This window comes from uncultured Streptococcus sp. (assembly GCF_963518475.1).
Taxonomy (GTDB): Bacteria; Bacillota; Bacilli; order Lactobacillales; family Streptococcaceae; genus Streptococcus.
Window position 1 is genome coordinate 108799 of sequence record NZ_CAUQJA010000003.1, and the last position, 25041, is coordinate 133839.

The 25041-nt window shown below is 38.7% G+C and carries 18 protein-coding genes, 1 tRNA gene, 1 pseudogene and 1 riboswitch; of the genes and pseudogenes, 16 read left to right on the plus strand and 4 right to left on the minus strand.

Annotated features, from left to right (window positions below; genetic code table 11):
• Positions 1–10: 10 nt before the first annotated feature.
• Entirely contained in the window at positions 11–871 is an 861-nt protein-coding gene (locus tag RYK12_RS02210; protein ID WP_000631537.1) for a methionyl aminopeptidase, read from the plus strand.
• Between the two features lie 257 nt (positions 872–1128).
• Positions 1129–1410, plus strand: a pseudogene (locus tag RYK12_RS02215) (hypothetical protein); the annotation flags it as partial.
• Positions 1411–1497: 87 nt separating this feature from the next.
• Here RYK12_RS02215 and RYK12_RS02220 read toward each other — a convergent pair.
• Positions 1498–2346, minus strand: a complete 849-nt coding sequence (locus RYK12_RS02220; RefSeq protein ID WP_261049670.1) for a YitT family protein — start codon at positions 2344–2346, stop codon at positions 1498–1500.
• 140 nt (positions 2347–2486) lie between these two features.
• Between RYK12_RS02220 and RYK12_RS02225 the strand changes: the two genes are divergently transcribed.
• The 9 genes from RYK12_RS02225 (at position 2487) to RYK12_RS02265 (ending at position 18084) form a co-directional block, all read left to right on the plus strand.
• Entirely contained in the window at positions 2487–3338 is an 852-nt protein-coding gene (locus RYK12_RS02225) for a DegV family protein (protein WP_314846678.1), read from the plus strand.
• Positions 3339–3433: 95 nt separating this feature from the next.
• Complete coding sequence (locus RYK12_RS02230) at positions 3434–3709, plus strand: HU family DNA-binding protein (protein ID WP_001284642.1); 276 nt, start codon at positions 3434–3436, stop codon at positions 3707–3709.
• 214 nt (positions 3710–3923) lie between these two features.
• Positions 3924–4631, plus strand: a complete 708-nt coding sequence (gene ccdA2 / locus RYK12_RS02235) for a thiol-disulfide oxidoreductase-associated membrane protein CcdA2 (protein ID WP_060628265.1) — start codon at positions 3924–3926, stop codon at positions 4629–4631.
• A gap of 11 nt (positions 4632–4642) precedes the next feature.
• On the plus strand, positions 4643–5209 hold the full coding sequence (gene sdbB / locus RYK12_RS02240; protein ID WP_261015568.1) for a thiol-disulfide oxidoreductase-associated lipoprotein SdbB: 567 nt from the start codon (positions 4643–4645) through the stop codon (positions 5207–5209).
• Between the two features lie 123 nt (positions 5210–5332).
• Positions 5333–6724, plus strand: coding sequence for an amino acid permease (locus RYK12_RS02245; protein ID WP_314846681.1), 1392 nt, complete (start codon positions 5333–5335; stop codon positions 6722–6724).
• Between the two features lie 295 nt (positions 6725–7019).
• On the plus strand, positions 7020–7937 hold the full coding sequence (gene adcAII / locus RYK12_RS02250; RefSeq protein WP_004254291.1) for a zinc-binding lipoprotein AdcAII: 918 nt from the start codon (positions 7020–7022) through the stop codon (positions 7935–7937).
• Between the two features lie 7 nt (positions 7938–7944).
• Positions 7945–10962: a pneumococcal-type histidine triad protein gene (locus RYK12_RS02255; RefSeq protein WP_314846683.1), complete on the plus strand. Its 3018-nt coding sequence runs from the start codon at positions 7945–7947 to the stop codon at positions 10960–10962.
• Positions 10963–11109: 147 nt separating this feature from the next.
• Positions 11110–14235, plus strand: a complete 3126-nt coding sequence (locus RYK12_RS02260; RefSeq protein WP_314846684.1) for a pneumococcal-type histidine triad protein — start codon at positions 11110–11112, stop codon at positions 14233–14235.
• 210 nt (positions 14236–14445) lie between these two features.
• Positions 14446–18084, plus strand: coding sequence for a pneumococcal-type histidine triad protein (locus tag RYK12_RS02265; protein ID WP_314846685.1), 3639 nt, complete (start codon positions 14446–14448; stop codon positions 18082–18084).
• Positions 18085–18119: 35 nt separating this feature from the next.
• Here RYK12_RS02265 and pepT read toward each other — a convergent pair whose 3' ends face one another.
• Positions 18120–19343, minus strand: coding sequence for a peptidase T (gene pepT / locus RYK12_RS02270; protein ID WP_314846687.1), 1224 nt, complete (start codon positions 19341–19343; stop codon positions 18120–18122).
• 153 nt (positions 19344–19496) lie between these two features.
• On the opposite strand from pepT, the gene hemH reads away from it, so the two are divergent.
• Positions 19497–20591, plus strand: a complete 1095-nt coding sequence (gene hemH, locus RYK12_RS02275; protein WP_314846688.1) for a ferrochelatase — start codon at positions 19497–19499, stop codon at positions 20589–20591.
• 41 nt (positions 20592–20632) lie between these two features.
• Here the strand turns inward: hemH and mscL are convergent, their stop codons facing one another.
• Together mscL and RYK12_RS02285 are read right to left on the minus strand one after the other, a co-directional pair.
• Positions 20633–21013, minus strand: coding sequence for a large conductance mechanosensitive channel protein MscL (gene mscL / locus RYK12_RS02280; protein ID WP_314846689.1), 381 nt, complete (start codon positions 21011–21013; stop codon positions 20633–20635).
• An 81-nt stretch (positions 21014–21094) separates the two neighbouring features.
• On the minus strand, positions 21095–21526 hold the full coding sequence (locus RYK12_RS02285) for a GtrA family protein (RefSeq protein ID WP_314846691.1): 432 nt from the start codon (positions 21524–21526) through the stop codon (positions 21095–21097).
• Positions 21527–21554: 28 nt separating this feature from the next.
• A riboswitch (PreQ1 riboswitch) is annotated at positions 21555–21651 on the plus strand.
• Here RYK12_RS02285 and RYK12_RS02290 point away from each other — a divergent pair.
• From RYK12_RS02290 to dapA, 4 genes are all read left to right on the plus strand, one after another.
• Complete coding sequence (locus tag RYK12_RS02290; protein ID WP_000737071.1) at positions 21649–22158, plus strand: QueT transporter family protein; 510 nt, start codon at positions 21649–21651, stop codon at positions 22156–22158. Its footprint overlaps the riboswitch before it by 3 nt.
• Positions 22159–22257: 99 nt before the next feature.
• A tRNA-Thr gene (locus tag RYK12_RS02295) sits at positions 22258–22330 on the plus strand.
• A gap of 572 nt (positions 22331–22902) precedes the next feature.
• Positions 22903–23979, plus strand: coding sequence for an aspartate-semialdehyde dehydrogenase (locus RYK12_RS02300; RefSeq protein WP_218764390.1), 1077 nt, complete (start codon positions 22903–22905; stop codon positions 23977–23979).
• Between the two features lie 55 nt (positions 23980–24034).
• Complete coding sequence (dapA, locus tag RYK12_RS02305) at positions 24035–24970, plus strand: 4-hydroxy-tetrahydrodipicolinate synthase (RefSeq protein ID WP_261040336.1); 936 nt, start codon at positions 24035–24037, stop codon at positions 24968–24970.
• Positions 24971–25041: the final 71 nt, after the last annotated feature.

Sequence of the window (25041 nt, forward strand, 5' to 3'; positions counted from 1 at the left end):
AGGAGAAAAAATGATAACATTAAAATCAGCTCGTGAAATCGAAGCTATGGATAAGGCCGGTGATTTTCTAGCAAGTATTCATATCGGCTTGCGTGATTTGATTAAGCCAGGCGTAGATATGTGGGAAGTTGAAGAATACGTTCGCCGTCGTTGTAAAGAAGAAAATTTCCTTCCGCTTCAGATTGGAGTTGACGGTGCTATGATGGACTATCCTTATGCTACCTGCTGCTCTTTAAACGATGAAGTAGCTCACGCTTTCCCTCGTCACTATATTTTGAAAGATGGTGATTTGCTCAAGGTTGATATGGTTTTGGGAGGCCCAATTGCTAAATCTGACCTGAATGTCTCAAAATTAAACTTCAACAATGTGGATCAAATGAAGAAATACACTCAGAGCTATTCTGGTGGTCTAGCAGACTCTTGTTGGGCTTATGCTGTCGGTACACCGTCCGAAGAAGTGAAAAACTTGATGGATGTAACTAAAGAAGCCATGTACAAGGGGATTGAGCAGGCTGTTGTTGGAAACCGTATCGGTGATATTGGAGCAGCGATTCAAGAATACGCTGAAAGTCGTGGATACGGTGTAGTGCGTGATTTGGTTGGTCATGGTGTTGGCCCAACCATGCACGAAGAACCAATGGTTCCTAACTATGGTATTGCAGGTCGAGGACTCCGTCTTCGTGAAGGAATGGTCTTGACTATTGAACCAATGATCAATACAGGTGACTGGGAAATTGATACAGATATGAAAACTGGTTGGGCGCATAAGACCATTGACGGTGGTCTATCTTGTCAATATGAACACCAATTTGTCATTACAAAAGATGGACCTGTTATCTTGACTAGTCAAGGTGAAGAAGGAACTTATTAATAAAAAGTGAAAAGACTGCTGGAAGTTCATTTCTAAAGAATTCAGTAGATCTTTTCATATTAAATAAACGCATTGTATCAAGTTTTTAAGTGCCTGATATAATGCGTTTTTCTGGCTTTAAAATTCTTACCTCAATATATTGTACTTTATCATCATTTCAAAAAAATGAACTTTCTACAATGTTAAACTTCAGGTAAAAATTATGTTTCAGATTTTCTGTTACAGAAATAGATATCATTATGAAATAATTATTTTATATTTACTACTATTTCTATAAAAACCACAAAGATATTGGCAAACTATCTGATAAAGAATTATTTCGTGTTACCAACAAGGCTACGAGGAAGGATTTGTTGCCTATCGTGGTTATGATGTTTAATGAATCTTTAAAGATTGCTTTAGAGCCTTATCATTCGGAATTGTTTTTGCATATTTTGAACTCTGCTGAACGTGAAAGAAAGTTAAAACGAGAGGGTGTAGAGGAATTATATCTTCTTGATTTTAGTAGTCAATTCGATACTATCACGACAGAAGATTTTAAAGGATTACTTTGATGGAGAAATTATCATTGTTTCACGTTATTATTGTAGATTCTAAAAGAAATCAATTCAGTACATTACCTCTTTTTATTCTTTTTCAAAGGTGAATCCTTCTCCAAGGATTTCATGGGCTTCTGTAATGGTTATAAAGGCTTGAGGATCGATTCGATGAATCATTTCCTTCATTTTCACAATTTCATTTCTTCCGACAATACAGTAAATGATTTTTAAATCTTCTCGACTATAATAACCTTGACCTGAGATGAAAGTAACGCCTCTTCCTAGGTCATCATTAATCGCCTTAGCAAGTTGGTCAGGACGTTTTGTGATAATCATAAATCCTTTACCTGCATAGCCACCTTCGCCAATCAAATCAATGACACGAGAAACGATAAAATCAAATAAGAGCGTGTAGGAAACCAATCTCAAGTCCTTGAAGATTAGGAGAATGAGCATGAGAATACAAAAATCTAAGATAAAGAGCAGTTTCCCCATAGATATATGAGTGTATTTGTTGAGAATACGAGCTAGAATATCAGTTCCGCCAGTTGTACCTCCAGCATTAAAGATAATTCCAAGACCGATTCCCAATAGAATCCCAGCTATAAGGGCTGTGATCAGTAAATCACCTTGAAGATCAATATGAAGGGGAATACGTTCAAAAAAGGCTAACCAGGCGGACAAAGCTAAGGTTCCTAGTAAACTAGAATAGAGAGATTTTGCTCCAAAAATCTTCCAAGCTAGGAGGAAAAGGGGAATATTAATCAGCAGGTTCATGAGAGAAACAGGGATTTTAAAAAGATAAAAGGTGATGAGGGTAATACCCGTCGCCCCTCCTTCAAAGAGATGATGGGGAACTACAAAATAAGTTAGCCCAAAAGCATAAATAGCAGCACCTAGTAAGATGGTTAAAATGGGATAAATTTTTTTAATCATAGGGACCTCTTTTCTTATAAGTAGATTATATCAAATTTTTAAGGAAAATTTGATTGACTCCATTAGGATTTTTAATCTTTTTTTGATATAATTAAAAGTAAGAAAACCAATCTGAATCCTAAAATAGAAAGATTGATACTATGACAAAAATTAAAATTGTAACCGATTCATCTGTTACTATTGAACCTGAACTAGTAAAACAATTAGATATCACTGTTGTTCCGTTATCTGTAATGATTGATAATGTTGTTTATTCTGATGCGGATTTGAAAGAAGAAGGTAAATTTCTTCAGTTGATGCAAGAAAGTAAGAATCTTCCGAAAACAAGTCAGCCACCTGTAGGTGTCTTTGCTGAAGTTTTTGAAGAACTATGCAAGGATGGTAGCCAGATTCTTGCTATTCATATGTCTCATGCCCTTTCTGGTACTGTAGAAGCGGCACGTCAAGGTGCTAGCTTATCTACTGCCGATGTGACAGTTATTGATAGTTCCTTCACTGACCAAGCCCTGAAATTCCAAGTTGTTGAGGCTGCGAAGTTAGCACAAGAAGGCAAAGATATGGAGGAAATTTTAACTCGCATAGAAGAGGTAAAAAACCACACAGAACTCTATATTGGTGTTTCTACTTTGGAAAATCTTGTCAAAGGTGGACGAATTGGCCGTGTAACTGGATTGTTGAGCTCCCTTCTCAATATACGTGTTGTCATGCAGATGAAAGACCATGAATTGCAGCCAATCGTTAAAGGTCGTGGAGCTAAAACTTTTAAAAAATGGTTAGATGAGTTGATAACGTCGCTCTCTGAACGTTCTGTAGCAGAGATTGGAATTTCATATTCTGGCAGTGCTGATTGGGCCAAAGAGATGAAAGAAAGCTTACAAGCTTATGTTGAAAAGCCAATTTCAGTTTTGGAAACGGGCTCTATTATTCAAACTCACACGGGTGAGAACGCTTGGGCTATTTTAGTACGTTACTACTCTAAAAAAAATAAATAAAATGGGAAGAAATAGCGTTTTTAACTTGACCTAAAAGGGATTTTAGGATATGATTATAATTGTTAATTAGAAATTAAATTGGAGGAATCATTAACATGGCAAACAAACAAGATTTGATCGCTAAAGTAGCAGAAGCTACAGAATTGACTAAGAAAGACTCAGCAGCAGCAGTTGAAGCTGTATTCTCAGCAGTAGCTGACTACCTTGCAGCTGGTGAAAAAGTTCAATTGATCGGTTTTGGTAACTTTGAAGTTCGTGAGCGTGCTGCACGTAAAGGTCGCAACCCACAAACTGGTAAAGAAATCACAATTGCTGCTTCTAAAGTACCAGCATTCAAAGCTGGTAAAGCTCTTAAAGACGCTGTTAAATAATCAGCCTTTAAAAAGCCTATTGTATCAAGCTTTCTAGCTTGGTCAGTAGGCTTTTTTGTGTATAGAGGGCAAAAAAGGGGCCAGAATCTGAATGAACTAGTACCGGAACAAATATTTCAAATATTGGCTAATTCAAATTGCGTAGCAGAAATCATACAAATGAAATTGATTATAGTAAAATAGGATATGAATTATTAAGAAAGTTGGTTCTTTATTGGAAACGATAGTATTTTCAATCTCTGTTTTTCTAGCGGGTGTTTTATCCTTTTTTTCTCCTTGTATTTTTCCTCTTCTACCAGTCTATGCTGGAATTTTATTGGATGATCAGGAAAGTGCAAAAAGCTTCTCTCTGTTTGGAAGGAAAGTCGCTTGGTCAGGTTTGATTCGAACGCTTTGCTTTATTGCAGGTATCTCTCTCATTTTCTTTATCTTAGGATTTGGTGCTGGTTACCTTGGTAATATTCTCTATGCCAATTGGTTTCGCTATACCATGGGAACGATTATCATCATTTTAGGCCTTCACCAGATGGAAATTTTTCATTTTAAGAAATTAGAGGTTCAAAAAAGCTTTACTTTTAAGAAATCAGAAGCCAATCGTTATTGGTCAGCCTTTTTACTCGGTATTACTTTTAGCTTTGGTTGGACGCCTTGTATTGGTCCAGTTTTAAGTTCTGTTTTAGCGCTTGCCGCTTCTGGAGGTAATGGTGCTTGGCAAGGTGCAATCTATACCTTGATTTACACTCTGGGGATGGCAATTCCTTTCTTGGTTTTGGCACTAGCTTCAGGCGTAGTTATGCCATATTTTAGTAAAATTAAACGTCATATGATGCTACTGAAGAAAATTGGTGGTTTCCTTATTATTTTAATGGGAATTTTATTACTATTAGGACAAGTAAATGTTCTAGCTGGAATTTTTGAATAAAGGAGAAAAAGATGAAAAAAGTAATGTTTGCTGGCTTAAGCCTCTTGTCATTAGTTGTATTGATAGCTTGTGGTGAGGAAGAGACTAAAAAGACTAAAGCACCAGAACAATCCCCAAAACAACAGCAACAAACGACTGTACAACAAATTGCTGTTGGGAAAGAGGCGCCAGATTTTACCTTGCAATCAATGGATGGCAAAGAAGTAAAGTTATCTGATTATAAGGGTAAAAAGGTTTATTTGAAGTTTTGGGCTTCATGGTGTGGTCCATGTAAAAAAAGTATGCCTGAGTTGATGGAATTAGCGGCGAAACCAGATCGTGACTTCGAAATTCTTACTGTTATTGCACCAGGAATTCAAGGTGAAAAAACTGTTGAGCAATTCCCACAATGGTTCCAAGATCAAGGTTATAAGGATATCCCAGTTCTTTATGACACAAAAGCAACCACATTCCAAGCTTATCAAATTCGAAGCATTCCTACAGAATACCTAATTGACAGTCAAGGAAAGATTGGAAAGATTCAATTTGGTGCTATCAGCAATTCGGATGCAGAAGTAGCCTTTAAAGAAATGAACTAGAATAGATAAAAATCTGATTACAATAAAAGTAGTCAGATTTTTTTAGAAAAAGATTTTATAAATATTCACAAATGTCCTATATTTATGGTAAAATAGAATCATCATTTTATTTTGGAGTCAAAGATGAATATATTTAGAAAAAAGAATGTTAGTTTGGATAAAACGGAGATGCACAGGCATTTGAAGTTATGGGATTTGATTTTGTTAGGTATCGGAGCCATGGTAGGGACAGGTGTCTTTACAATAACAGGTACTGCAGCCGCAACTCTAGCGGGTCCAGCCCTAGTGATTTCAATTGTCATTTCTGCCTTGTGTGTGGGATTATCAGCCCTCTTTTTTGCAGAATTTGCTTCACGAGTACCTGCTACAGGTGGTGCCTACAGTTATCTCTATGCCATCTTAGGAGAATTCCCAGCCTGGTTGGCAGGTTGGTTAACTATGATGGAGTTCATGACAGCCATATCAGGTGTGGCTTCTGGTTGGGCAGCGTATTTTAAAGGGCTTCTCTCTCAATACGGGATAGCCCTTCCTCAGGCTTTAAATGGTACCTTTAATCCTCAAGCAGGGACGTTTGTTGATTTATTACCTATTCTTGTCTTGGTCTTGGTGACCTTGCTTGTTCTACTTAATGCGAAAGCAGCCTTACGCTTTAATTCTATTCTAGTGATTTTGAAATTTTCCGCTTTAGCTCTCTTTGTTTTAGTAGGAATTTGGAATATTAAGCTTGATAATTGGAGCAATTTTGCCCCTTATGGTTTTGGACAAATCTATGGTGCTAGTACTGGTATTATGGCTGGTGCGTCCTTGATGTTCTTCGGTTTTTTGGGATTTGAATCCATCTCTATGGCCGTAGATGAGGTCAAGACTCCTCAAAAAAATATTCCTAGAGGGATTGTCTTATCGCTCTCTATCGTAACCATTCTTTATGCCTTGGTGACGCTTGTCTTAACTGGTGTGGTCCACTATAGCCATCTAAATGTCGACGATGCCGTTGCCTTTGCTCTTCGTAGCATTGGGATTAGTTGGGCAGCCAACTATGTGTCATTAGTGGCTATCTTAACCTTGATTACGGTTTGTATCTCAATGACTTATGCCCTATCTCGTATGATTTACAGTTTAGCGCGTGACGGATTGATGCCTGCCGCCTTTAAAGAATTAACAAAGACTAGCAAGGTACCAAAGAATGCTACTATCTTGACAGGTCTAGCTTCAGCAGTAGCTGCAGGAATATTCCCACTAGCCAGTATCGCAGCCTTCTTAAACATTTGTACCTTGGCCTACTTGATTATGCTGGCTTACGGCTTGATTCGCTTACGGAAAGAAAAAGGAATGCCCAAAGCTGGAGAATTTAAAACACCATTAGTACCCTTATTACCGATTTTATCAATCATCATTTGTTTATCCTTTATGTTGCAGTATAATATGGAAACCTGGATTGCTTTCCTAGTTGCATTGTTGATAGGAAGTATCATTTACTTTTCTTATGGTTATAAGCATTCTACCATAGAAGAATAATACTCTTCGAAAATCTCTTCAAACCACGTCAGCTTCGCCTTGCCGTATATATGTGACTGACTTCGTCAGTCTTATCTACAACCTCAAAACAGTGTTTTGAGCAACCTGCGGCTAGCTTCCTAATTTGCTCTTTGATTTTCATTGAGTATATAAAGTGAAAATCTGTTGAGTTATTGAAACTCAGCAGATTTTTATATGTGAAAGAAATTTCAATTTTTTTCTAAAAATAGCTTGACAGATTAAATTTTTAGGAGTAGAATGTTTACCAGTTAATTAAATAGTTAAGGAGTTATCTATGAAGAAAAAAAGTTTATTTTTAGTATTGTTAAGTGTCTTTCTTTTGTGTTTAAGTGCTTGTGGGCAGAAGGAAAGTCAGACAGGGAAAGGGATGAAAATTGTAACAAGTTTTTATCCTGTCTATGCTATGGTCAAGGAAGTATCTGGTGACTTGAATGATGTTCGGATGATTCAGTCAAGTAGTGGGATTCACTCCTTTGAACCTTCGGCAAATGATATCGCAGCCATCTATGATGCAGATGTCTTTGTTTACCATTCGCATACGCTCGAATCTTGGGCAGGAAGTCTGGATCCCAATCTAAAAAAATCCAAAGTTAAGGTTTTAGAGGCTTCAGAAGGAATGACATTGGACCGTGTCCCTGGTCTAGAAGATGTGGAAGCAGGTGATGGAGTTGATGAAAAAACGCTCTATGACCCTCACACTTGGCTAGATCCTGAAAAAGCTGGCGAAGAAGCTCAGATTATCGCTGATAAACTTTCAGAGGTGGATAGTGAACATAAAGAAACTTATCAAAAAAATGCGCAAGCCTTTATCAAAAAAGCTCAAGAATTGACTAAGAAATTCCAGCCTAAATTTGAAAAAGCGAGTCAGAAAACTTTTGTAACACAACATACAGCCTTTTCTTATCTAGCTAAGCGATTTGGACTCAATCAACTTGGAATTGCAGGTATCTCTCCAGAACAAGAACCAAGTCCAAGACAACTAACAGAAATTCAGGAATTTGTTAAAACCTATAAGGTTAAAACAATTTTTACAGAAAGTAATGCTTCTTCGAAAGTAGCTGAAACTCTTGTCAAATCAACAGGTGTGGGGCTTAAAACTCTGAATCCTTTAGAGGCAGACCCACAAAATGACAAGACTTACCTAGAAAATCTTGAAGAAAATATGAGTGTTCTAGCAGAAGAATTAAAGTGAGAAAAGAATGAAAATCAATAAAAAATATGTAGCGGGTTCGGTGGCAGTTCTTGCCCTAAGTGTTTGTTCCTATGAACTTGGACGGTACCAAGCTGGTCAAATTAAGAAAGATTCTAATCGAGTTGCTTATATAGATGGTGATCAGGCTGGTCAAAAGGCAGACAACTTGACACTAGATGAAGTTAGTAAGAGAGAGGGAATCAACGCCGAACAAATTGTTATCAAGATTACGGATCAAGGTTATGTGACCTCTCATGGAGACCATTATCATTACTATAATGGCAAGGTTCCTTATGACGCTATCATCAGTGAAGAACTCCTCATGAAAGATCCGAATTATCAGTTGAAGGATTCAGACATTGTCAATGAAATCAAGGGTGGCTATGTGATTAAGGTAGACGGGAAATACTATGTTTACCTTAAGGATGCGACTCATGCGGACAATATTCGGACAAAAGAAGAGATTAAACGTCAGAAGCAGGAACACAGTCATAATCATGGAGGCGGTTCTAACGATCAGGCGGTAGTTGCAGCCAGAGCCCAAGGACGCTATACAACGGATGATGGGTATATCTTTAATGCATCTGATATCATAGAAGACACGGGTGATGCCTATATCGTTCCTCATGGCAATCACTTCCACTATATTCCTAAGAGTGATTTGTCTGCCAGTGAATTAGCTGCTGCCCAAGCCTTCTTATCTGGAAAAGGTGGCCAATTAAGTACGGTTGAATATCGTTCTAGCAGAGCTGAAACAAGATCTACTCTAAGAACGAGTCAATCTGAGACACCTCAAAATCCTGCAACAGATTCTGAAAGTCAAAGTGAGGATTTAGCTAGTCTCCTTCAAGAATTGTACACTTTGCCACTTAGCCAACGTCATGTGGAGTCTGATGGCTTAGTATTTGACCCAGCACAGATTACAAAACGTACTGCAAATGGTGTGGCAGTGCCTCACGGGGATCATTTCCATTTCATTCCTTATTCGCAAATGTCTGCTTTGGAAGAAAAATTGGCTCGAAATCTACCAATTGGAGGTCAGCCAGTTCAAAGTCATTCTGATAATACGAAACCAAGCAGTCCTGAGAAACCAAGTTCAACCATTAAACCAAACTTTAATCTCAATACGCCGGCACCAAATCGAGGAACTGGAGGCGCTTATACAACGGATGATGGGTATGTCTTTAGTCCGACAGATGTGATTGAAGATACAGGAGACGCTTTTGTTGTACCGCACGGCAATCATTTCCACTATATCCCTAAGAGTGATTTGTCAGCAGGAGAACTGGCTGCAGCCCAAGCCTATTGGAATGGTAAACAGGGCTCACATTCTGTTACAAGTTCAAGTAAACCAAGTAGTGATAATGCTAAACCAGCCCAACCAAGTTTGACAGAGACTCCAAATCTGACTGTTACCCCAACATATCATCAAAATCAAGAGGAAGACATTCCAAGCCTTTTACGTGAATTGTATGCCAAACCCTTATCAGAACGCCATGTGGAATCGGATGGTCTAGTCTTTGATCCGGCACAAATTATCAAACGTACAGCTAACGGTGTTGCAGTGCCTCACGGAGATCATTATCACTTTATCCCTTATTCACAAATGTCACCGCTGGAAGAAAAATTGGCTCGTATGATAGCTGTCAAGGGACAAAATGGCAGTGTCTTGCCAAGTGTTACTCCTCTGAAGCCAGCTCCTACTACCAAACCTATAGCACCGGTGGAAAATAAACTGACAGAATTTGATGTCAACCAGGTTGTTAGAAAAGTTGGCGACGGTTATATTTTCGAGGATAAGGGCGCTAGTCGTTATGTTCTAGCTAAAGACTTAGCCAAGGATAAGATTGACGCTATTGAAAATCTCTTGTCAAAGAAAACTCAAGAGACACATGCGCTAGTTGCGAAGAAAGAAAATGTCGCTCCTCGTGACCAAGAATTTTATGATAAAGCATATAATTTATTGGCCGAGGCTCATAAAGCCTTATCTGAAAATAAAGGTCGCGTTTCTGATTTCCAAGCCTTAGACAAATTAGCGGAACGCTTGAATGATGAATCTTCTAATAAAGGAAAATTAGTAGATGATTTATTAGCATTCTTAGCATCAGTTACACATCCAGAGCGACTTGGAAAACCAAATTCTCAAATTGAATATACCGAAAACGAAGTCCGTATTGCACAATTAGCTGATAAGTATACAACCTCAGATGGCTACATTTTTGACGAACATGATATTATCAGTGATGAAGGAGATGCCTATGTAACGCCTCATATGGGCCATAGTCACTGGATTGGAAAAGATAGTCTTTCTGATAAGGAAAAAGCTGCAGCTCAAGCCTATACTAAAGAAAAAGGTATCCTACCTCCATCTCCAGACGCAGATGCTCAAGCAAATCCAACTGGAGATAGTGCGGCGGCCATTTACAATCGTGTGAAAGGTGAAAAACGAATTCCACTCGTTCGACTTCCATACATGGTTGAGCATACAGTTGAGATTAAAAATGGTAATTTAATCATTCCTCATAAGGATCATTACCATAACATTAAATTTGCTTGGTTTGACGACCACTCATACAAAGCTCCAAATGGTTATACATTGGAAGACTTATTTGCGACGATTAAGTACTATGTTGAACATCCTGACGAACGTCCACATTCTAATGATGGATGGGGCAATGCTAGCGAGCATGTCTTAGGTAAGAAAGACCACAGTGAAGATCCAAATAAGAACTTCAAAGCAGATGAAGAGCCAGTAGAGGAAACACCTGCTGAGCCAGAAGTCCCTCAAGTAGAGACTGAAAAAGTGGAAGCCAAACTCAAAGAAGTAGAAGCTTTACTTGATAAAGTAACTGATGCTAGTCTGAAAGCTAATGCGACAGAAACACTAGCTGGTTTACGAAATAATTTGAGCCTGCAAACAATGGATAATAATGGTATCATGGCAGAAGCAGAAAAATTACTTGCGTTGTTAAAAGGTAGTAATCCTTCACCTGTAAATAAGGAAAAATCAACTAATGAAAAATGAAAGTCTCGATAAAGAGGCTTTCATTTTTATTATGTATATACGAAAAATTCTTGACAAGCAATACTAAAAAGAGTAAACTATTAACTAGTTAATTAACTGGTTTATCATTTTATAGTGAATCAAATAGAGTTAAGAAAAGAGGAAAGAATGAAAATCAATAAAAAATATCTAGCTGGGTCAGCAGCTGCACTTGTTTTAAGTGTCTGTGCTTATGAACTAGGTTTGCATCAAGCTCAAACTGTAAAAGAAAATAACCGTGTTTCATACATCGATGGCAACCAACCAAGTCAAAAGGCAGAGAACTTGACACCTGATGAAGTCAGTAAGAGAGAGGGAATCAACGCCGAACAAATCGTTATCAAGATTACGGATCAAGGTTATGTGACCTCTCATGGAGATCATTATCATTACTATAATGGCAAGGTTCCTTATGACGCTATCATCAGTGAAGAACTCCTCATGAAAGATCCGAATTATCAGTTGAAGGATTCAGACATTGTCAATGAAATCAAGGGTGGTTATGTGATTAAGGTAGACGGGAAATACTATGTTTACCTCAAGGATGCCGCCCATGCGGACAATATTCGTACAAAAGAAGAGATTAAACGTCAGAAGCAGGAACATAGTAGTAATCACGGTGGCGGTTCAAACGATCAGGCAGTAGTTGCAGCCAGAGCTCAAGGCCGTTATACAACGGATGATGGGTATATCTTTAATGCCTCTGATATCATCGAAGATACGGGCGATGCCTATATCGTTCCTCATGGCAATCACTTCCACTATATTCCGAAGAGTGATTTGTCTGCCAGTGAATTAGCTGCTGCCCAAGCCTTCTTATCTGGAAAAGGTAGTCAATTAAGTACCGTTGAATACCGTTCAAGCAGGGGAGAAACAAGATCTACTCTAAGAACGAGTCAATATGAAACTCCTCAAAATCCTGCTACAGCTCCGGAGAGCCCAAATGAGGATTTAGCTAGTCTTCTTCAGGAATTATACGCTTTGCCACTTAGCCAACGTCATGTGGAGTCTGATGGATTAGTATTTGACCCAGCACAGATTACAAAACGTACTGCCAATGGTGTGGCAGTTCCTCACGGAGATCATTTCCATTTCATTCCTTATTCGCAAATGTCTGCCTTGGAAGAAAAATTGGCTCGAAATCTACCAATTGGAGGTCAGCCAGTTCAAAGTCATTCTAATAATACGAAACCAAGCAGTCCTGAGAGAACAAGTTCAACACCAAGTTCAACCATTAAACCAAACTTTAATCTCAATACGCCGGCACCGAATCGAGCAACTGGAGGTGCCTATACAACGGATGATGGGTATGTCTTTAGTCCAACAGATGTGATTGAAGATACAGGTGACGCTTTTGTTGTACCGCACGGCAATCATTTCCACTATATACCTAAGAGTGATTTGTCAGCAGGAGAACTGGCTGCAGCCCAAGCCTATTGGAATGGTAAACAGGGCTCACATTCTGTTACAAGTTCAAGTAAACCAAGTAGTGATAATGCTAAACCAGCCCAACCAAGTTTGACAGAGACTCCAAATCTGACTGTTACCCCAACATATCATCAAAATCAAGAGGAAGACATTCCAAGCCTTTTACGTGAATTGTATGCCAAACCCTTATCAGAACGCCATGTGGAATCGGATGGTCTAGTCTTTGATCCGGCACAAATTATCAAACGTACAGCTAACGGTGTTGCAGTGCCTCACGGAGATCATTATCACTTTATCCCTTATTCACAAATGTCACCGCTGGAAGAAAAATTGGCTCGTATGATAGCTGTCAAGGGACAAAATGGCAGTGTCTTGCCAAGTGTTACTCCTCTGAAGCCAGCTCCTACTACCAAACCTATAGCACCGGTGGAAAATAAACTGACAGAATTTGATGTCAACCAGGTTGTTAGAAAAGTTGGCGACGGTTATATTTTCGAGGATAAGGGCGCTAGTCGTTATGTTCTAGCTAAAGACTTAGCCAAGGATAAGATTGACGCTATTGAAAATCTCTTGTCAAAGAAAACTCAAGAGACACATGCGCTAGTTGCGAAGAAAGAAAATGTCGCTCCTCGTGACCAAGAATTTTATGATAAAGCATATAATTTATTGGCCGAGGCTCATAAAGCCTTGTCTGAAAATAAGGGGCGTACTTCTGATTTCCAAGCCTTAGACAAATTAGCAGAACGCTTGAATGATGAATCTTCTAATAAAGGAAAATTGGTAGATGATTTATTGACATTCCTAGCACCAATTACCCACCCAGAACGTCTTGGTAAACCAAATTCTCAAATTGCTTATACAGACGATGAAATTAAATTAGCGAAATTAGCAGGTAAGTATACAACAGAAGATGGCTATATCTTTGACACTCGTGATATTACCAGTGATGAGGGAGATGCTTATGTAACTCCACATATGTCCCATAGTCATTGGATTAAGAAAGAGAGCTTGTCTGAAGCTGAAAGAGTGGCAGCCCAGGCTTATGCTAAAGAGAAAGGTTTGATACCTCCTTCAACAGAGAATCAGGGTTCAGGAAATACTGAGGTTAAAGGAGTAGAAGCAATCTATAATAAAGTGGAAGCAGCTAAGAAGGTCCCACTTGATCATATTCCTTACAATCTACAACATACTGTTGAAGTTAAAAATGGTAGCTTAATTATACCTCATTACGACCATTACCATAACATTAAATTTGGTTGGTTTGACGAAGGACTCTATGAAGCACCTAAGGGTTATAGCCTTGAGGATCTCTTTGCGACTGTAAAATATTATGTTGAACATCCTGAAGAACGTCCTCACTCAGATAATGGTTGGGGAAATGCCAGCGACCATGTTCGTAAAAATAAGGCAGACAAAGACAGTAAATCTGATGAAGATAAGGAAGATCATCATGAATCAGACGAGTCAACCCGTCCTGAATCCAATGAAAAAGAAAATCATACAGGTTCAACCCCTTCAGTAGATAATCTTTATAAACCGAGCACTGATGAAGACGAGACAGAAGAAGTATCTAAAGATACAACAGACGAAGCTGAAGTACCTCAAGTAGAAACCGAAAAAGTAGAAGCCAAACTCAAAGAAGTAGAAGCTCTACTTGCTGAAGTAACGGATGCTAGTTTGAAAGACAATGTGACAGAGAGCCTATCTGGTTTACGAAATAATCTGAGTCTCCAAACCATGGATAATAATGGCATTATGGCAGAAGCAGAAAAATTACTTGCTTTGTTAAAAGGTAGTGAGTCAGTTACGACGAAACCAGCAGTATAAACTTTATACTATAAATCAAAATGATGTAAGAGTCAGTAGCAATACTGGCTTTTATTTTTTAAAATGATATAAAAATCTTGACAGATAAGCTTAAAAAAGGTAAACTATTTACTGGTTAATTAATTGGTTAAATAACCAGTTGAGAAAAACTGTTTAACCGAGAAAAAGAAGTTAAGAAATAGCTTCATCATTTATTGAAATGAGGGATTTATGAAATTCAATAAAAAATATATAGCAGCTGGATCAGCTGTTATCGTATCCTTGAGTCTTTGCGCTTATGCACTGAACCAGCATCGATCGCAGGAAAACAAGGACAATAATCGTGTCTCTTATGTGGATGGCAGCCAGTCAAGTCAGAAAACTGAAAACCTGACACCAGACCAGGTTAGCCAAAAAGAAGGAATTCAGGCTGAGCAAATTGTCATTAAGATTACAGATCAGGGCTATGTGACGTCACACGGTGACCACTATCATTACTATAATGGTAAAGTTCCTTATGATGCAATTTTTAGCGAAGAATTGCTAATGAAAGATCCTAGCTATAAGCTAAAAGATCAAGATATTGTTAGTGAAGTTAAGGGAGGGTACATTATTAAGGTAGATGGGAAATACTATGTTTACCTTAAAGATTCTGCTCATGCAGAAAATATCCGAACAAAAGATGAAATCAATCGTCAAAAACAGGAACATGGTAAAGACGATAAAGGAACTAGTGCTGAAGTATCAGTAGCTAAGTTACAGGGACGTTATACTACTGATGATGGTTATGTCTTTAATGCTTCAGATATCATTAAAGACACCGGTGATGGTTATATAGTACCACATGGTGGTCACTATCATTTCATTCCTAAGAGTGACTTGTCGGCAGGTGAATTAGCTGCCGCAAAAGCTTATTTATCCGGAAATACTTCTGCACTAAGTCAACCTTTGTCCTTGACAGCGAATAAGGAAATTTCTGCTGCAGATGATGGTTATGTCTTTAATCCTAATGATATTGTCATAGATACAGGTGATGCTTATATAGTAAGACATGGTGACCACTATCATTATATTCCTAAGTCATCTCTTAACAATCCCCCATCACACTCTAACACGGTAGAGTTAGGAAGTCCTTCTAATTCTACAACAAATAATCCGTCACCACATGTCCACCATGAGGAAGAGGATGGTCATGGTTTTGATGCCAATCGGATTATAAGTGAAGATTCAGAAGGTTTTGTCATGACTCATGGCGACCATAATCATTACTTCTTTAAGAAAGATTTGACACCAGAACAAATCAAGGCAGCGCAAGATCATTTGAAAGGAAAACCACTTGTAACACCAAGTCTAGCACATGATGACGATGACGATCATGATGAAGATGTACATGGTCATCACCATGACGAACATGACCATCGCTTTGATGCAAAACGAGTTATTAGAGAAGATGTGACTGGTTTTATCATGAGTCATGGTGATCATAATCATTACTTCTTTAAGAAAGATTTGACAGCAGAGCAAATCAAGGCAGCACAAGACCACTTGAAAGGGGCGAATACAACAACACCAAGTCCAGCTCATGATGACGATCACGATGAAGATCATCATGAACACGATCACGGTTTTGATGCCAATCGTGTCATCAGTGAGGATGAGCAAGGATTTGTTATGAGTCACGGTGATCACAATCATTACTTCTTCAAGAAGGATTTGACTGCTGATCAAATTAAGGCAGCACAAGACCACTTGAAAGGGGCGAATACAACAACACCAAGTCCAGCTCATGATGACGATCACGATGAAGATCATCATGGACACCATCATGATGAAGACCATAATCACGGCTTTGATGCCAATCGTGTCATTAGTGAAGATGAGCAAGGATTTGTTATGAGTCACGGTGATCACAATCATTACTTCTTCAAGAAGGATTTGACAGCAGACCAAATTAAGGCAGCTCAGGATCATTTGAAAACACACCATGATGCAGAGCCTATAAAACCTCTTGCTAAAACGGTAGAGTCTTTCTCAAGAGATGCTAGCGATGAAGAAAAAATTGCTTATATTTCTAAGACCTACGGTGTTCCACTTGAAGCTATTAGAATTTCAAACGGCTTCTTTGTCTTTGGAAATCCAGACCAAGCCTACGATCCAACTCATATCCATCCCTATGCTGTTCGTAAGGAACATGTTCGTTTGCCACTCCAAACTGGAAACCCAGAACTTGATTTCCTAAATGAACTTTACACGACTGCTTTGCGAGATGGAGTGTCTCCTTATAGTTTGCAGGTAGAAAATGGTAGTTTTGTGATCCCTCATGGAGACCACAATCACTACATCAAGGTTCAAACCAAGGGCTATGAAATAGCTTTGAAAAACAAAATTCCAGCTCTCCAATCCAACTATCAACCTGGAGCTTTTGATGAAAAGGCAGTTTTGGCAAAAGTAGATCAACTTCTAGCTGAAAGCAGAAGCATCTACAAAGATAAGCCTATTGCACAAAGACAGATTGAGTTAGCCTTAGGTCAGTTTACTGAAAACATGAAGAAACTGGCAACTAACTCTACAGCGGGTTATCTTGCAACTCTTGATCTCTTTGATAAGCAATATATCCATATTGATGAAAGTGTCAAACCTGTTGAAACAAGCGCTCTAGATAAGAAATATCAGGTCTTGATTGATAAAATCAACACACTGGATACAGATTCTTATGGACTTCCTAAGAAAGACCTTCTCGTTCGCCTCCAAGAAGCTAAGTTGGCCAAAGATGAGGCTGGTTTAGCAGCGGTTGAAGCACAACTTCAAGCTCTTCAAGACTTTAATGACCGAACAGGTGTTACAACTGTAGAATACATCAAGTATTTCTACGAACACGTAAATGACGGTCGTTTGAGTGATGAACTTCGCAACAAAGTAGCTCAGTTGACTTGGACCTTGTATCAATCTCAATCCTTCCTTAAGGCAGCAGAATTGAACAAATTATTCCCAAGCATCTATCAGGCAAAACAAGAAGTGGAAGAAGCTTTGAAAGCTCAGCCAACTACTGCTAAATCGACTCAGACAGTTCTAGATACTGAAAAAGTTGATAATCAAACTGCTAAGACAGCTATTTATGGCTTCTTGAAAGAATTGTACGGAGACTTTATGCCTGAAGAACATGTGAATCATGTTAGCAAGGAAGAAGTAGAAAGTCTTTTGAGCAAGGCAAATCAACTCTTAGAACAAATCCAAGAAGAAGGAATCAGACAATCCTTGGCAGAAGAAGTAGAAAATCTCAAAGCTGCCACAAACAAGGCTGATGCAGATTTGGATGAAGTAAACAGTCAGGTGAAAGATGTCTTGACTCGTATCGCTAGCGCCCTTCAACAAGAGAAGGAAAATGCTGAGCAAGATCCTCAGACGCTTGTTCTCTATCAAAAACTCTACGATATCCTCATGTCACTTCACGCTTACTTAGAAAACAATAAGGGTTCTGATGCGGACTTTGATAAGGTAGATGCTTTACTAGATCAACTTTCTGCTAAGAGTAAAGATAAAGCTGCTTTACTTGAATTGACAAAAGCTATTCTGGTCTTGAATCAAGAAATCAAGTCAAAATCAAGCGCAAGTGAAGAAGCAACTCCAGCAATAAATGCTGAAGCAAATAGTGAGAACACAAGTGCTGAGAACCAACCAAACGCAGCTGCAGAATCTAACAGTGAAACTGCAAGCGATGCAAACAAACAGAGCAATGCAACAGATTCTAAACCAGCTGAATCAGCTTCAGAAAAGGAAACAACAGATTCTAAACCTGCTGAACCAGCTTCAGAAAAGGAAACAACAGAATCTACAATAAGTACTGGAAATCAAGAAAAACCAGCAGAATAAAACGAAAGGCGAAGTAGCTGAGCTACCTCGTCTTTTTAGTCTTTATAAGCTACGATACCAATGATGGTATCAACTGCACGTTCCATAGTCTGAAGGCTGACGTATTCAAAACGTCCGTGCATATTTTCTCCTCCCGCAAAGATATTAGGAGTTGGGATTCCCATAAAGGAAATCTTAGAGCCGTCTGTCCCTCCACGGATTGGTTCGATAATAGGAGTGATACCCAGATCTTCCATAACGGCTTTGGCAATGGTAATTGGAGTCATATCTTTTTCAATGACTTCTTTCATATTGTAGTACTGGTCTGTCAAGTTTAGGGTGACACGGTCGCTACCAAGTTCTTGATTCATCTTATCAGCGATAGACTGCATAGCTGCTTTACGCGCTTCAAAGGCATCTTTTTCAAAATCACGAATGATGTAGCTTGCACGCGCCTCTTCGACACTACCTGTCACATTCATTAGGTGGTAGAAGCCTTGGTAACCTTCTGTTAACTCAGGTCGGTCATTCTCTGGAAGTTGATTATGAAAATCAATAGCTAGCTGTAGAGCGTTGACCATTTGCCCTTTGGCAGTACCAGGGTGGACATTGCGTCCTTGGAAATGCAATTCAGCACCCGCTGCTGAAAAGGTCTCGTACTGAAGTTCACCTAGTGGGCCACCATCAACTGTGTAGGCAAAATCCACATCAAAATCTTCTGCATCAAATTTATTAGCACCAACACCGATTTCTTCATCTGGACCAAAACCAACACGAATCTCACAGTGTTTGATTTCAGGGTGAGCAGTTAGATATTCAATAGCAGTCATAATTTCAGCAATACCAGACTTGTCATCAGCCCCTAGCAAGGTTGTTCCGTCGGTTGTGATGAGCATTTGTCCTGGATATTTTTCAAGACTCTTGAAGTCGGCTGGATCTAGTTTAAAACCAGAATTTCCAAGTTCAATCACACCACCATCGTAGTTTTCAATTACCTGGGGATTAACTCCTTCGGCATTAAAGTCAGCAGTATCCATGTGGGAGATAAAGCCAATCTTACGCGTTAAAGATGGATCATTGGCTGGTAAGGTCCCAATTGCAAAACCATTTGGCAGATAATAAACATTTTGCAGTCCAACACGTTTCATTTCAGGGATAAGAACATTGGTTGCGAAGTCAACCTGACTCTGCGTACTTGGAGTAGTAGTAGAGTGTTCATCAGAGCGCGTGTTGACCTTAACGTAGGTTAAGAATCGGTCCAAGAGATTTGGATAAGTCATAAAAAACTCCTTTTGAATTCATTTTTTCCATTGTATCATAGAAAGAAGAGAAAAACAAAAGACAGAAGTTAGGGAAATTCGCTATGTTGGCGTTTACTTATTAATGGATAAATGATAAAATAAACTTGATAAAAATATCACAAGGAAGCGATTATGAAAAAAGCAATTTTAATGATGACTTTCGGTTCGCCAGAAGAGATTACCTTTGAAGGTGTAGCTGATTTTTTCACAAATATTCGTCGTGGGGTGAGACCTCAAGACCACGAAATTCAGACTCTCTATGATAATTATGTACTTATTGGAGGTACGCCTCTGCAAAGAATTACCCGTGAAGAGGTTGCCTTAGTAGAAGCTAGGCTAGGAAATGAATATAGTGTCTATTTTGCCAATAAATTTTCCAGTCCCTTTATTCCAGATGTGATTAGTCAGATGGAAGCAGACGGAATCGAGCAATGTATTTGTTTGATTTTGGAGCCTCATTATTCTTTTTACTCTGTCATGGGTTATGAGAAGTTTTTAGAAAGTAAGCAAATTCAATTTTTAGTCATTAAGGACTGGTATCAAGAAGAGGCCTTGCTAAACTATTGGGCAGATGAAATTGCTAAGATTTTAAAAGAAGAAGTAAAGCAGGATAGCTTTAAAGTCATCTTTTCAGCCCACAGTGTGCCCATTTTTGCCTTGGATTTTGGTGACCCTTATATCGATCAAATTTTTGAAAATAGCAAGCTAGTTGCTGAAAAACTAGGCTTGAGTTCAGAGCAATATACTAACACTTGGCAGAGTGAAAGTGATATCGGGATTCCATGGATTAAGCCAGATGTTTTGGAGTATCTCAGAGAACAGAAAGAACATCCAGACCATTATATTTTTGTACCTATTAGTTTCATCAGTGAGCACATTGAGGTCTTGTTTGATAATGATGTGGAATGTTATGACTTGTGTCAGGAATTGGATGTAAATTACCATCGTCCACCAATGCCAAATACGGATTCTCGTTTGATTGATGCCTTAGTCAATACAGTTAGAGCCAATGAACATCAAGAGTTTAAGGAATTTCTCCCAGAAGAAGAGACCTTTGATGAGTTAGTTCCTTCAGACGAGACGAAAAACATTTTGGCTGAATCTCAAGATTTACAAATGCCAGAATTTGTGAAAAAATTGATTGAGAAAAAAGGTCGGGAAAATGTTAAGATGCCTTATCTTATTAAGAAAATGCTTGAGAAAGCAGGTAAGTTACCAAAAGAGTAATGAAAAAAGGATTTAGCTTTGCGCTAGATCCTTTTAATCGATTATTTTTTCTCAAGGAGAGCTTTGATTTCTTGAAGTACTTCCAACTCAGTTGGACCAGCTGGAGCTTCCTCAGCAGCTTCTTCTTTCTTAGTAAGGCTTTGAGCTTTTTCAATACCTTTGATAAGGAAGAAGAGAACAGTACCGATAACTAGGAAGTTGATAACAGCACTCAAGAATTTACCATATGTAACACCATTCCAAGCAAGCTCAGCTATGTTTTGTACTTTTGCAGCTTCCAAGGCTGGATTCAAAATAAGTGGAGTGATGATATCATTTACAAATGAAGTAACGATTGCACCAAAAGCAGAGGCAATAATCACACCGACAGCAAGGTCAACAACATTACCACGAAGCAAAAATGCTTTAAGATCTTTTAACATTTTCATAATTCCTTTCCAAAATTTTTACTCTTGATTATATATTAATTAAGAAGTTCTTGCAAGTTATATGTAAATTTTTTCTTATTTTTTAAAAATAAATACCTTACTAAAAATGTAATTGAGGATAATTATCAAGAATTGTGAAATAAAGGTTTCAATACTATTAACCTTGTCTATATTATTATTTACAAATTGCCCGATAATATTAGGAAACTGAGTTACAAAGAGAAAAGTTAAAAACAAGTCTAAAAGAAAAGTAGAAAGACGTGCTAGAGTAAATTTTACTAAACGGATTGGCCAATTCTGCCTAACTTGCTTAAATACAAGTCTATCATTTGTAAAAAAGGCAAATAGGATACCGATACTATTTGCTAGTCCAGTAGCAAGCAGTTCTTTATGGGTTAATTGATAAATGACTAATCTGGATAGAATGGAGACAAGAGTAGTTGCTACACCAAAAAAGAGATAGGCTAAGAGCTCATTCACGAAGAGACTTTGAATGCGTTTTTTCATACTTTTAGTATAGCATAAAGCAAGTTATTGTGCTATACTAGTAAGGTTGATTGAATCAACCCTTGGTGCTTAGCTTCTTTCACCAAGCATATTACACGCGGGCAACCGCCAAAGGAGAAAAGATGAAAAAATTAACTATTCGTGATGTAGCAGATATTGCAATCGTTGCTGCTATCTATGTCGTTTTAACTGTCACACCACCCCTAAATGCCATCAGCTATGGTGCTTATCAGTTCCGTATTTCAGAAATGATGAACTTTATGGCTTTTTACAATCCTAAGTACATCATCGGAGTTACCATCGGTTGTATGATTGCCAATTTCTTTAGTTTCGGACTGCTAGATGTCTTTGTTGGTGGTGGTTCAACCTTGGTATTCCTCAGTCTAGGTGTTTGGCTTTTTGCAAAATACAGCAAAGATTACCTCTTTAATGGATTAATTCGAAAAGATCATTTCTTTTTTTCAATCCTCTTTTCAATTTCCATGTTTACTATCGCTGCAGAGTTGAATATCGTAGCGGAATTACCATTTTTCCTTACTTGGTTCACAACAGGGATTGGTGAATTTGCCTCATTAATTATTGGTGCGATTATTATTGGTAAAATTGGTCGTCGAATTGATTTAAGCAAATAGAAGAAGATAAGCTAGGTAGCTCTTACCTGGCTTTTTCTTTAGGAAAATTTCTTAGGAAACTTGACAAGATTTTCTAACTGTAGTATACTTTTTAAGTAAGCTGATTTAGCTCAGTTGGCAGAGCGCATCCATGGTAAGGATGAGGTCGCCGGTTCAATCCCGGCAATTAGCATTAAATAGACAGAAAAAACCTTTATTTACAAGGTTTTTTGTTATGTCTGCCTCAAATTTTTCAAAGATATTTCTTATGTATCTGTGTAAATAAAACTAATACTCAATGAAAATCAAAGAGCAAACTAGGAAGCTAGCCGCAGGTTGATCAAAACACTGTTTTGAGGTTGTAGATAAGACTGACGAAGTCAGCTCAAAACATGTTTTTGAGGTTGTAGAGTCAGTAACCATACATACGGTAAAGCGACTCTGACGAAGTTTGAAGAGATTTTCGAAGAGTATAAAGAGTTTCGTCTGTTGACAAAAGTCATTCTCTTTAGTAGAATAGTAGATGCGATGAGTCGATAGGCAGTCTTCGGACTACTATTGAGCATAAGGAGGTCATAACGCAGGAGCGGACCTTGATGAGTTGTGTGAACCTGCTCATCACATGAAGATGCCTCTTAGTCCCTGGTCTAGCGACTGGGGATTTTTATTTTCCAAAAAATGATGAAAAAGCTTTGCAATTCATGGAAAAAGTAGTATAATACATCTATTATAGAAATTTTTAGAAAATTCCGAAAGAGGTTATTTATGGGATATACAGTTGCTGTAGTCGGCGCGACAGGTGCTGTCGGAGCTCAGATGATAAAAATGTTGGAAGAATCAACACTTCCAATCGATAAAATCCGTTTACTTGCTTCTGCACGTTCAGCAGGCAAGACTTTGAAATTTAAAGACCAAGATATTACAATTGAAGAAACGACTGAAACAGCTTTTGAAGGAGTTGATATTGCTCTCTTTTCGGCAGGTGGTTCTACATCAGCTAAGTATGCACCATACGCAGTTAAAGCTGGAGCGGTAGTAGTAGATAATACATCTTACTTCCGTCAAAATCCAGACGTTCCTTTGGTTGTCCCAGAGGTCAATGCTCATGCACTTGATGCCCACAACGGAATCATTGCCTGCCCTAACTGTTCAACAATCCAAATGATGGTGGCGCTTGAGCCAGTTCGTCAAAAATGGGGCTTGGACCGTATCATTGTTTCAACTTACCAAGCAGTTTCAGGTGCTGGTATGGGAGCGATTCTTGAAACACAACGTGAACTTCGTGAAGTCTTGAATGATGGTGTGAATCCACGTGATTTGCATGCGGAAATCTTACCTTCAGGTGGTGACAAGAAACACTATCCTATCGCCTTTAACGCTCTTCCACAAATCGATGTCTTCACTGACAATGATTACACTTACGAAGAGATGAAGATGACTAAGGAAACTAAGAAAATCATGGAAGATGATAGCATTGCAGTATCTGCAACATGTGTGCGCATTCCAGTCTTGTCAGCTCACTCTGAGTCTGTTTACATCGAAACAAAAGAAGTGGCTCCAATCGAAGAAGTAAAAGCAGCTATCTCAGCCTTCCCAGGCGCTGTTCTTGAAGATGATGTAGCTCATCAAATCTATCCTCAAGCCATCAATGCAGTTGGTTCACGTGATACCTTTGTTGGTCGTATCCGTAAAGACTTGGATGCAGAAAAAGGAATTCACATGTGGGTTGTTTCAGATAACCTTCTCAAAGGTGCTGCTTGGAACTCAGTTCAGATTGCTGAAACTCTTCATGAACGTGGATTGGTTCGTCCAACTGCCGAATTGAAATTTGAATTAAAATAGTCATAACGTTTAGGAGTTCATATGAACTCCTTCTTTGAAATAGAGAGGTGTTTTCATGTCTTATCAAGATTTAAAAGAGTGTAAAATCATCACAGCCTTTATTACTCCCTTCCACGAGGATGGTTCCATCAACTTTGATGCTATTCCAGCCTTGATTGAGCATTTATTGAGCCATCATACGGATGGAATTCTTCTCGCAGGGACCACTGCTGAGAGTCCAACTTTGACGCACGATGAGGAGTTGGAGTTGTTTGCGGCTGTACAAAAGATTGTAAATGGACGCGTTCCTTTGATTGCGGGTGTAGGTACCAATGATACGCGTGACTCGATCGAGTTTGTCAAAGAAGTAGCAGAATTCGGTGGTTTTGCAGCTGGGCTTGCTATTGTTCCTTACTACAACAAACCTTCTCAAGAAGGAATGTATCAGCACTTTAAGGCGATTGCGGATGCTTCTGACCTACCAATTATTATCTATAACATTCCAGGTCGTGTGGTTGTCGAATTAACTCCCGAAACTATGCTTCGTTTGGCTGACCATCCAAATATTATTGGTGTCAAAGAATGTACTAGCTTGGCTAATATGGCTTACTTGATTGAGCACAAACCAGAAGAGTTCTTGGTGTATACTGGTGAAGATGGAGATGCTTTCCATGCCATGAACTTGGGTGCGGATGGGGTTATTTCTGTTGCCTCCCATACAAATGGAGATGAAATGCATGAGATGTTTACTGCCATTGCAGAAAGCGACATGAAGAAAGCTGCAGCTATTCAGCGTAAATTCATTCCTAAGGTCAATGCCCTCTTCTCATATCCAAGTCCTGCTCCTGTCAAGGCTGTTCTTAACTATATGGGATTTGCAGCTGGTCCAACTCGATTACCTCTAGTTCCAGCACCAGAAGAAGATGCCAAACGCATTATAAAGGTTGTTGTAGATGGCGACTACGAAGCAACTAAGGCAACTGTAACAGGTGTCTTAAGACCAGATTACTAATAAGACAATAAAATCCGGCTCTTTGTCAACTGTAGTGGGTTGAAGAAAAGCTAAGATCTAGAAAGGACGAA

Excerpts from the sequence above, each read along its gene's own strand:
- adcAII (WP_004254291.1), top strand. The coding sequence starts at position 7,020 with ATGAAGAAAAAAAGTTTATTTTTAGTATTGTTAAGTGTCTTTCTTTTG.
- mscL (WP_314846689.1), bottom strand. The coding sequence starts at position 21,013 with ATGTTAAAAGATCTTAAAGCATTTTTGCTTCGTGGTAATGTTGTTGAC.
- dapA (WP_261040336.1), top strand. The coding sequence starts at position 24,035 with ATGTCTTATCAAGATTTAAAAGAGTGTAAAATCATCACAGCCTTTATT.
- hemH (WP_314846688.1), top strand. The coding sequence starts at position 19,497 with ATGAAAAAAGCAATTTTAATGATGACTTTCGGTTCGCCAGAAGAGATT.
- RYK12_RS02220 (WP_261049670.1), bottom strand. The coding sequence starts at position 2,346 with ATGATTAAAAAAATTTATCCCATTTTAACCATCTTACTAGGTGCTGCT.
- sdbB (WP_261015568.1), top strand. The coding sequence starts at position 4,643 with ATGAAAAAAGTAATGTTTGCTGGCTTAAGCCTCTTGTCATTAGTTGTA.
- RYK12_RS02245 (WP_314846681.1), top strand. The coding sequence starts at position 5,333 with ATGAATATATTTAGAAAAAAGAATGTTAGTTTGGATAAAACGGAGATG.
- RYK12_RS02265 (WP_314846685.1), top strand. The coding sequence starts at position 14,446 with ATGAAATTCAATAAAAAATATATAGCAGCTGGATCAGCTGTTATCGTA.
- RYK12_RS02285 (WP_314846691.1), bottom strand. The coding sequence starts at position 21,526 with ATGAAAAAACGCATTCAAAGTCTCTTCGTGAATGAGCTCTTAGCCTAT.
- RYK12_RS02230 (WP_001284642.1), top strand. The coding sequence starts at position 3,434 with ATGGCAAACAAACAAGATTTGATCGCTAAAGTAGCAGAAGCTACAGAA.
- RYK12_RS02210 (WP_000631537.1), top strand. The coding sequence starts at position 11 with ATGATAACATTAAAATCAGCTCGTGAAATCGAAGCTATGGATAAGGCC.
- RYK12_RS02260 (WP_314846684.1), top strand. The coding sequence starts at position 11,110 with ATGAAAATCAATAAAAAATATCTAGCTGGGTCAGCAGCTGCACTTGTT.
- RYK12_RS02255 (WP_314846683.1), top strand. The coding sequence starts at position 7,945 with ATGAAAATCAATAAAAAATATGTAGCGGGTTCGGTGGCAGTTCTTGCC.
- RYK12_RS02225 (WP_314846678.1), top strand. The coding sequence starts at position 2,487 with ATGACAAAAATTAAAATTGTAACCGATTCATCTGTTACTATTGAACCT.
- RYK12_RS02290 (WP_000737071.1), top strand. The coding sequence starts at position 21,649 with ATGAAAAAATTAACTATTCGTGATGTAGCAGATATTGCAATCGTTGCT.
- pepT (WP_314846687.1), bottom strand. The coding sequence starts at position 19,343 with ATGACTTATCCAAATCTCTTGGACCGATTCTTAACCTACGTTAAGGTC.
- RYK12_RS02300 (WP_218764390.1), top strand. The coding sequence starts at position 22,903 with ATGGGATATACAGTTGCTGTAGTCGGCGCGACAGGTGCTGTCGGAGCT.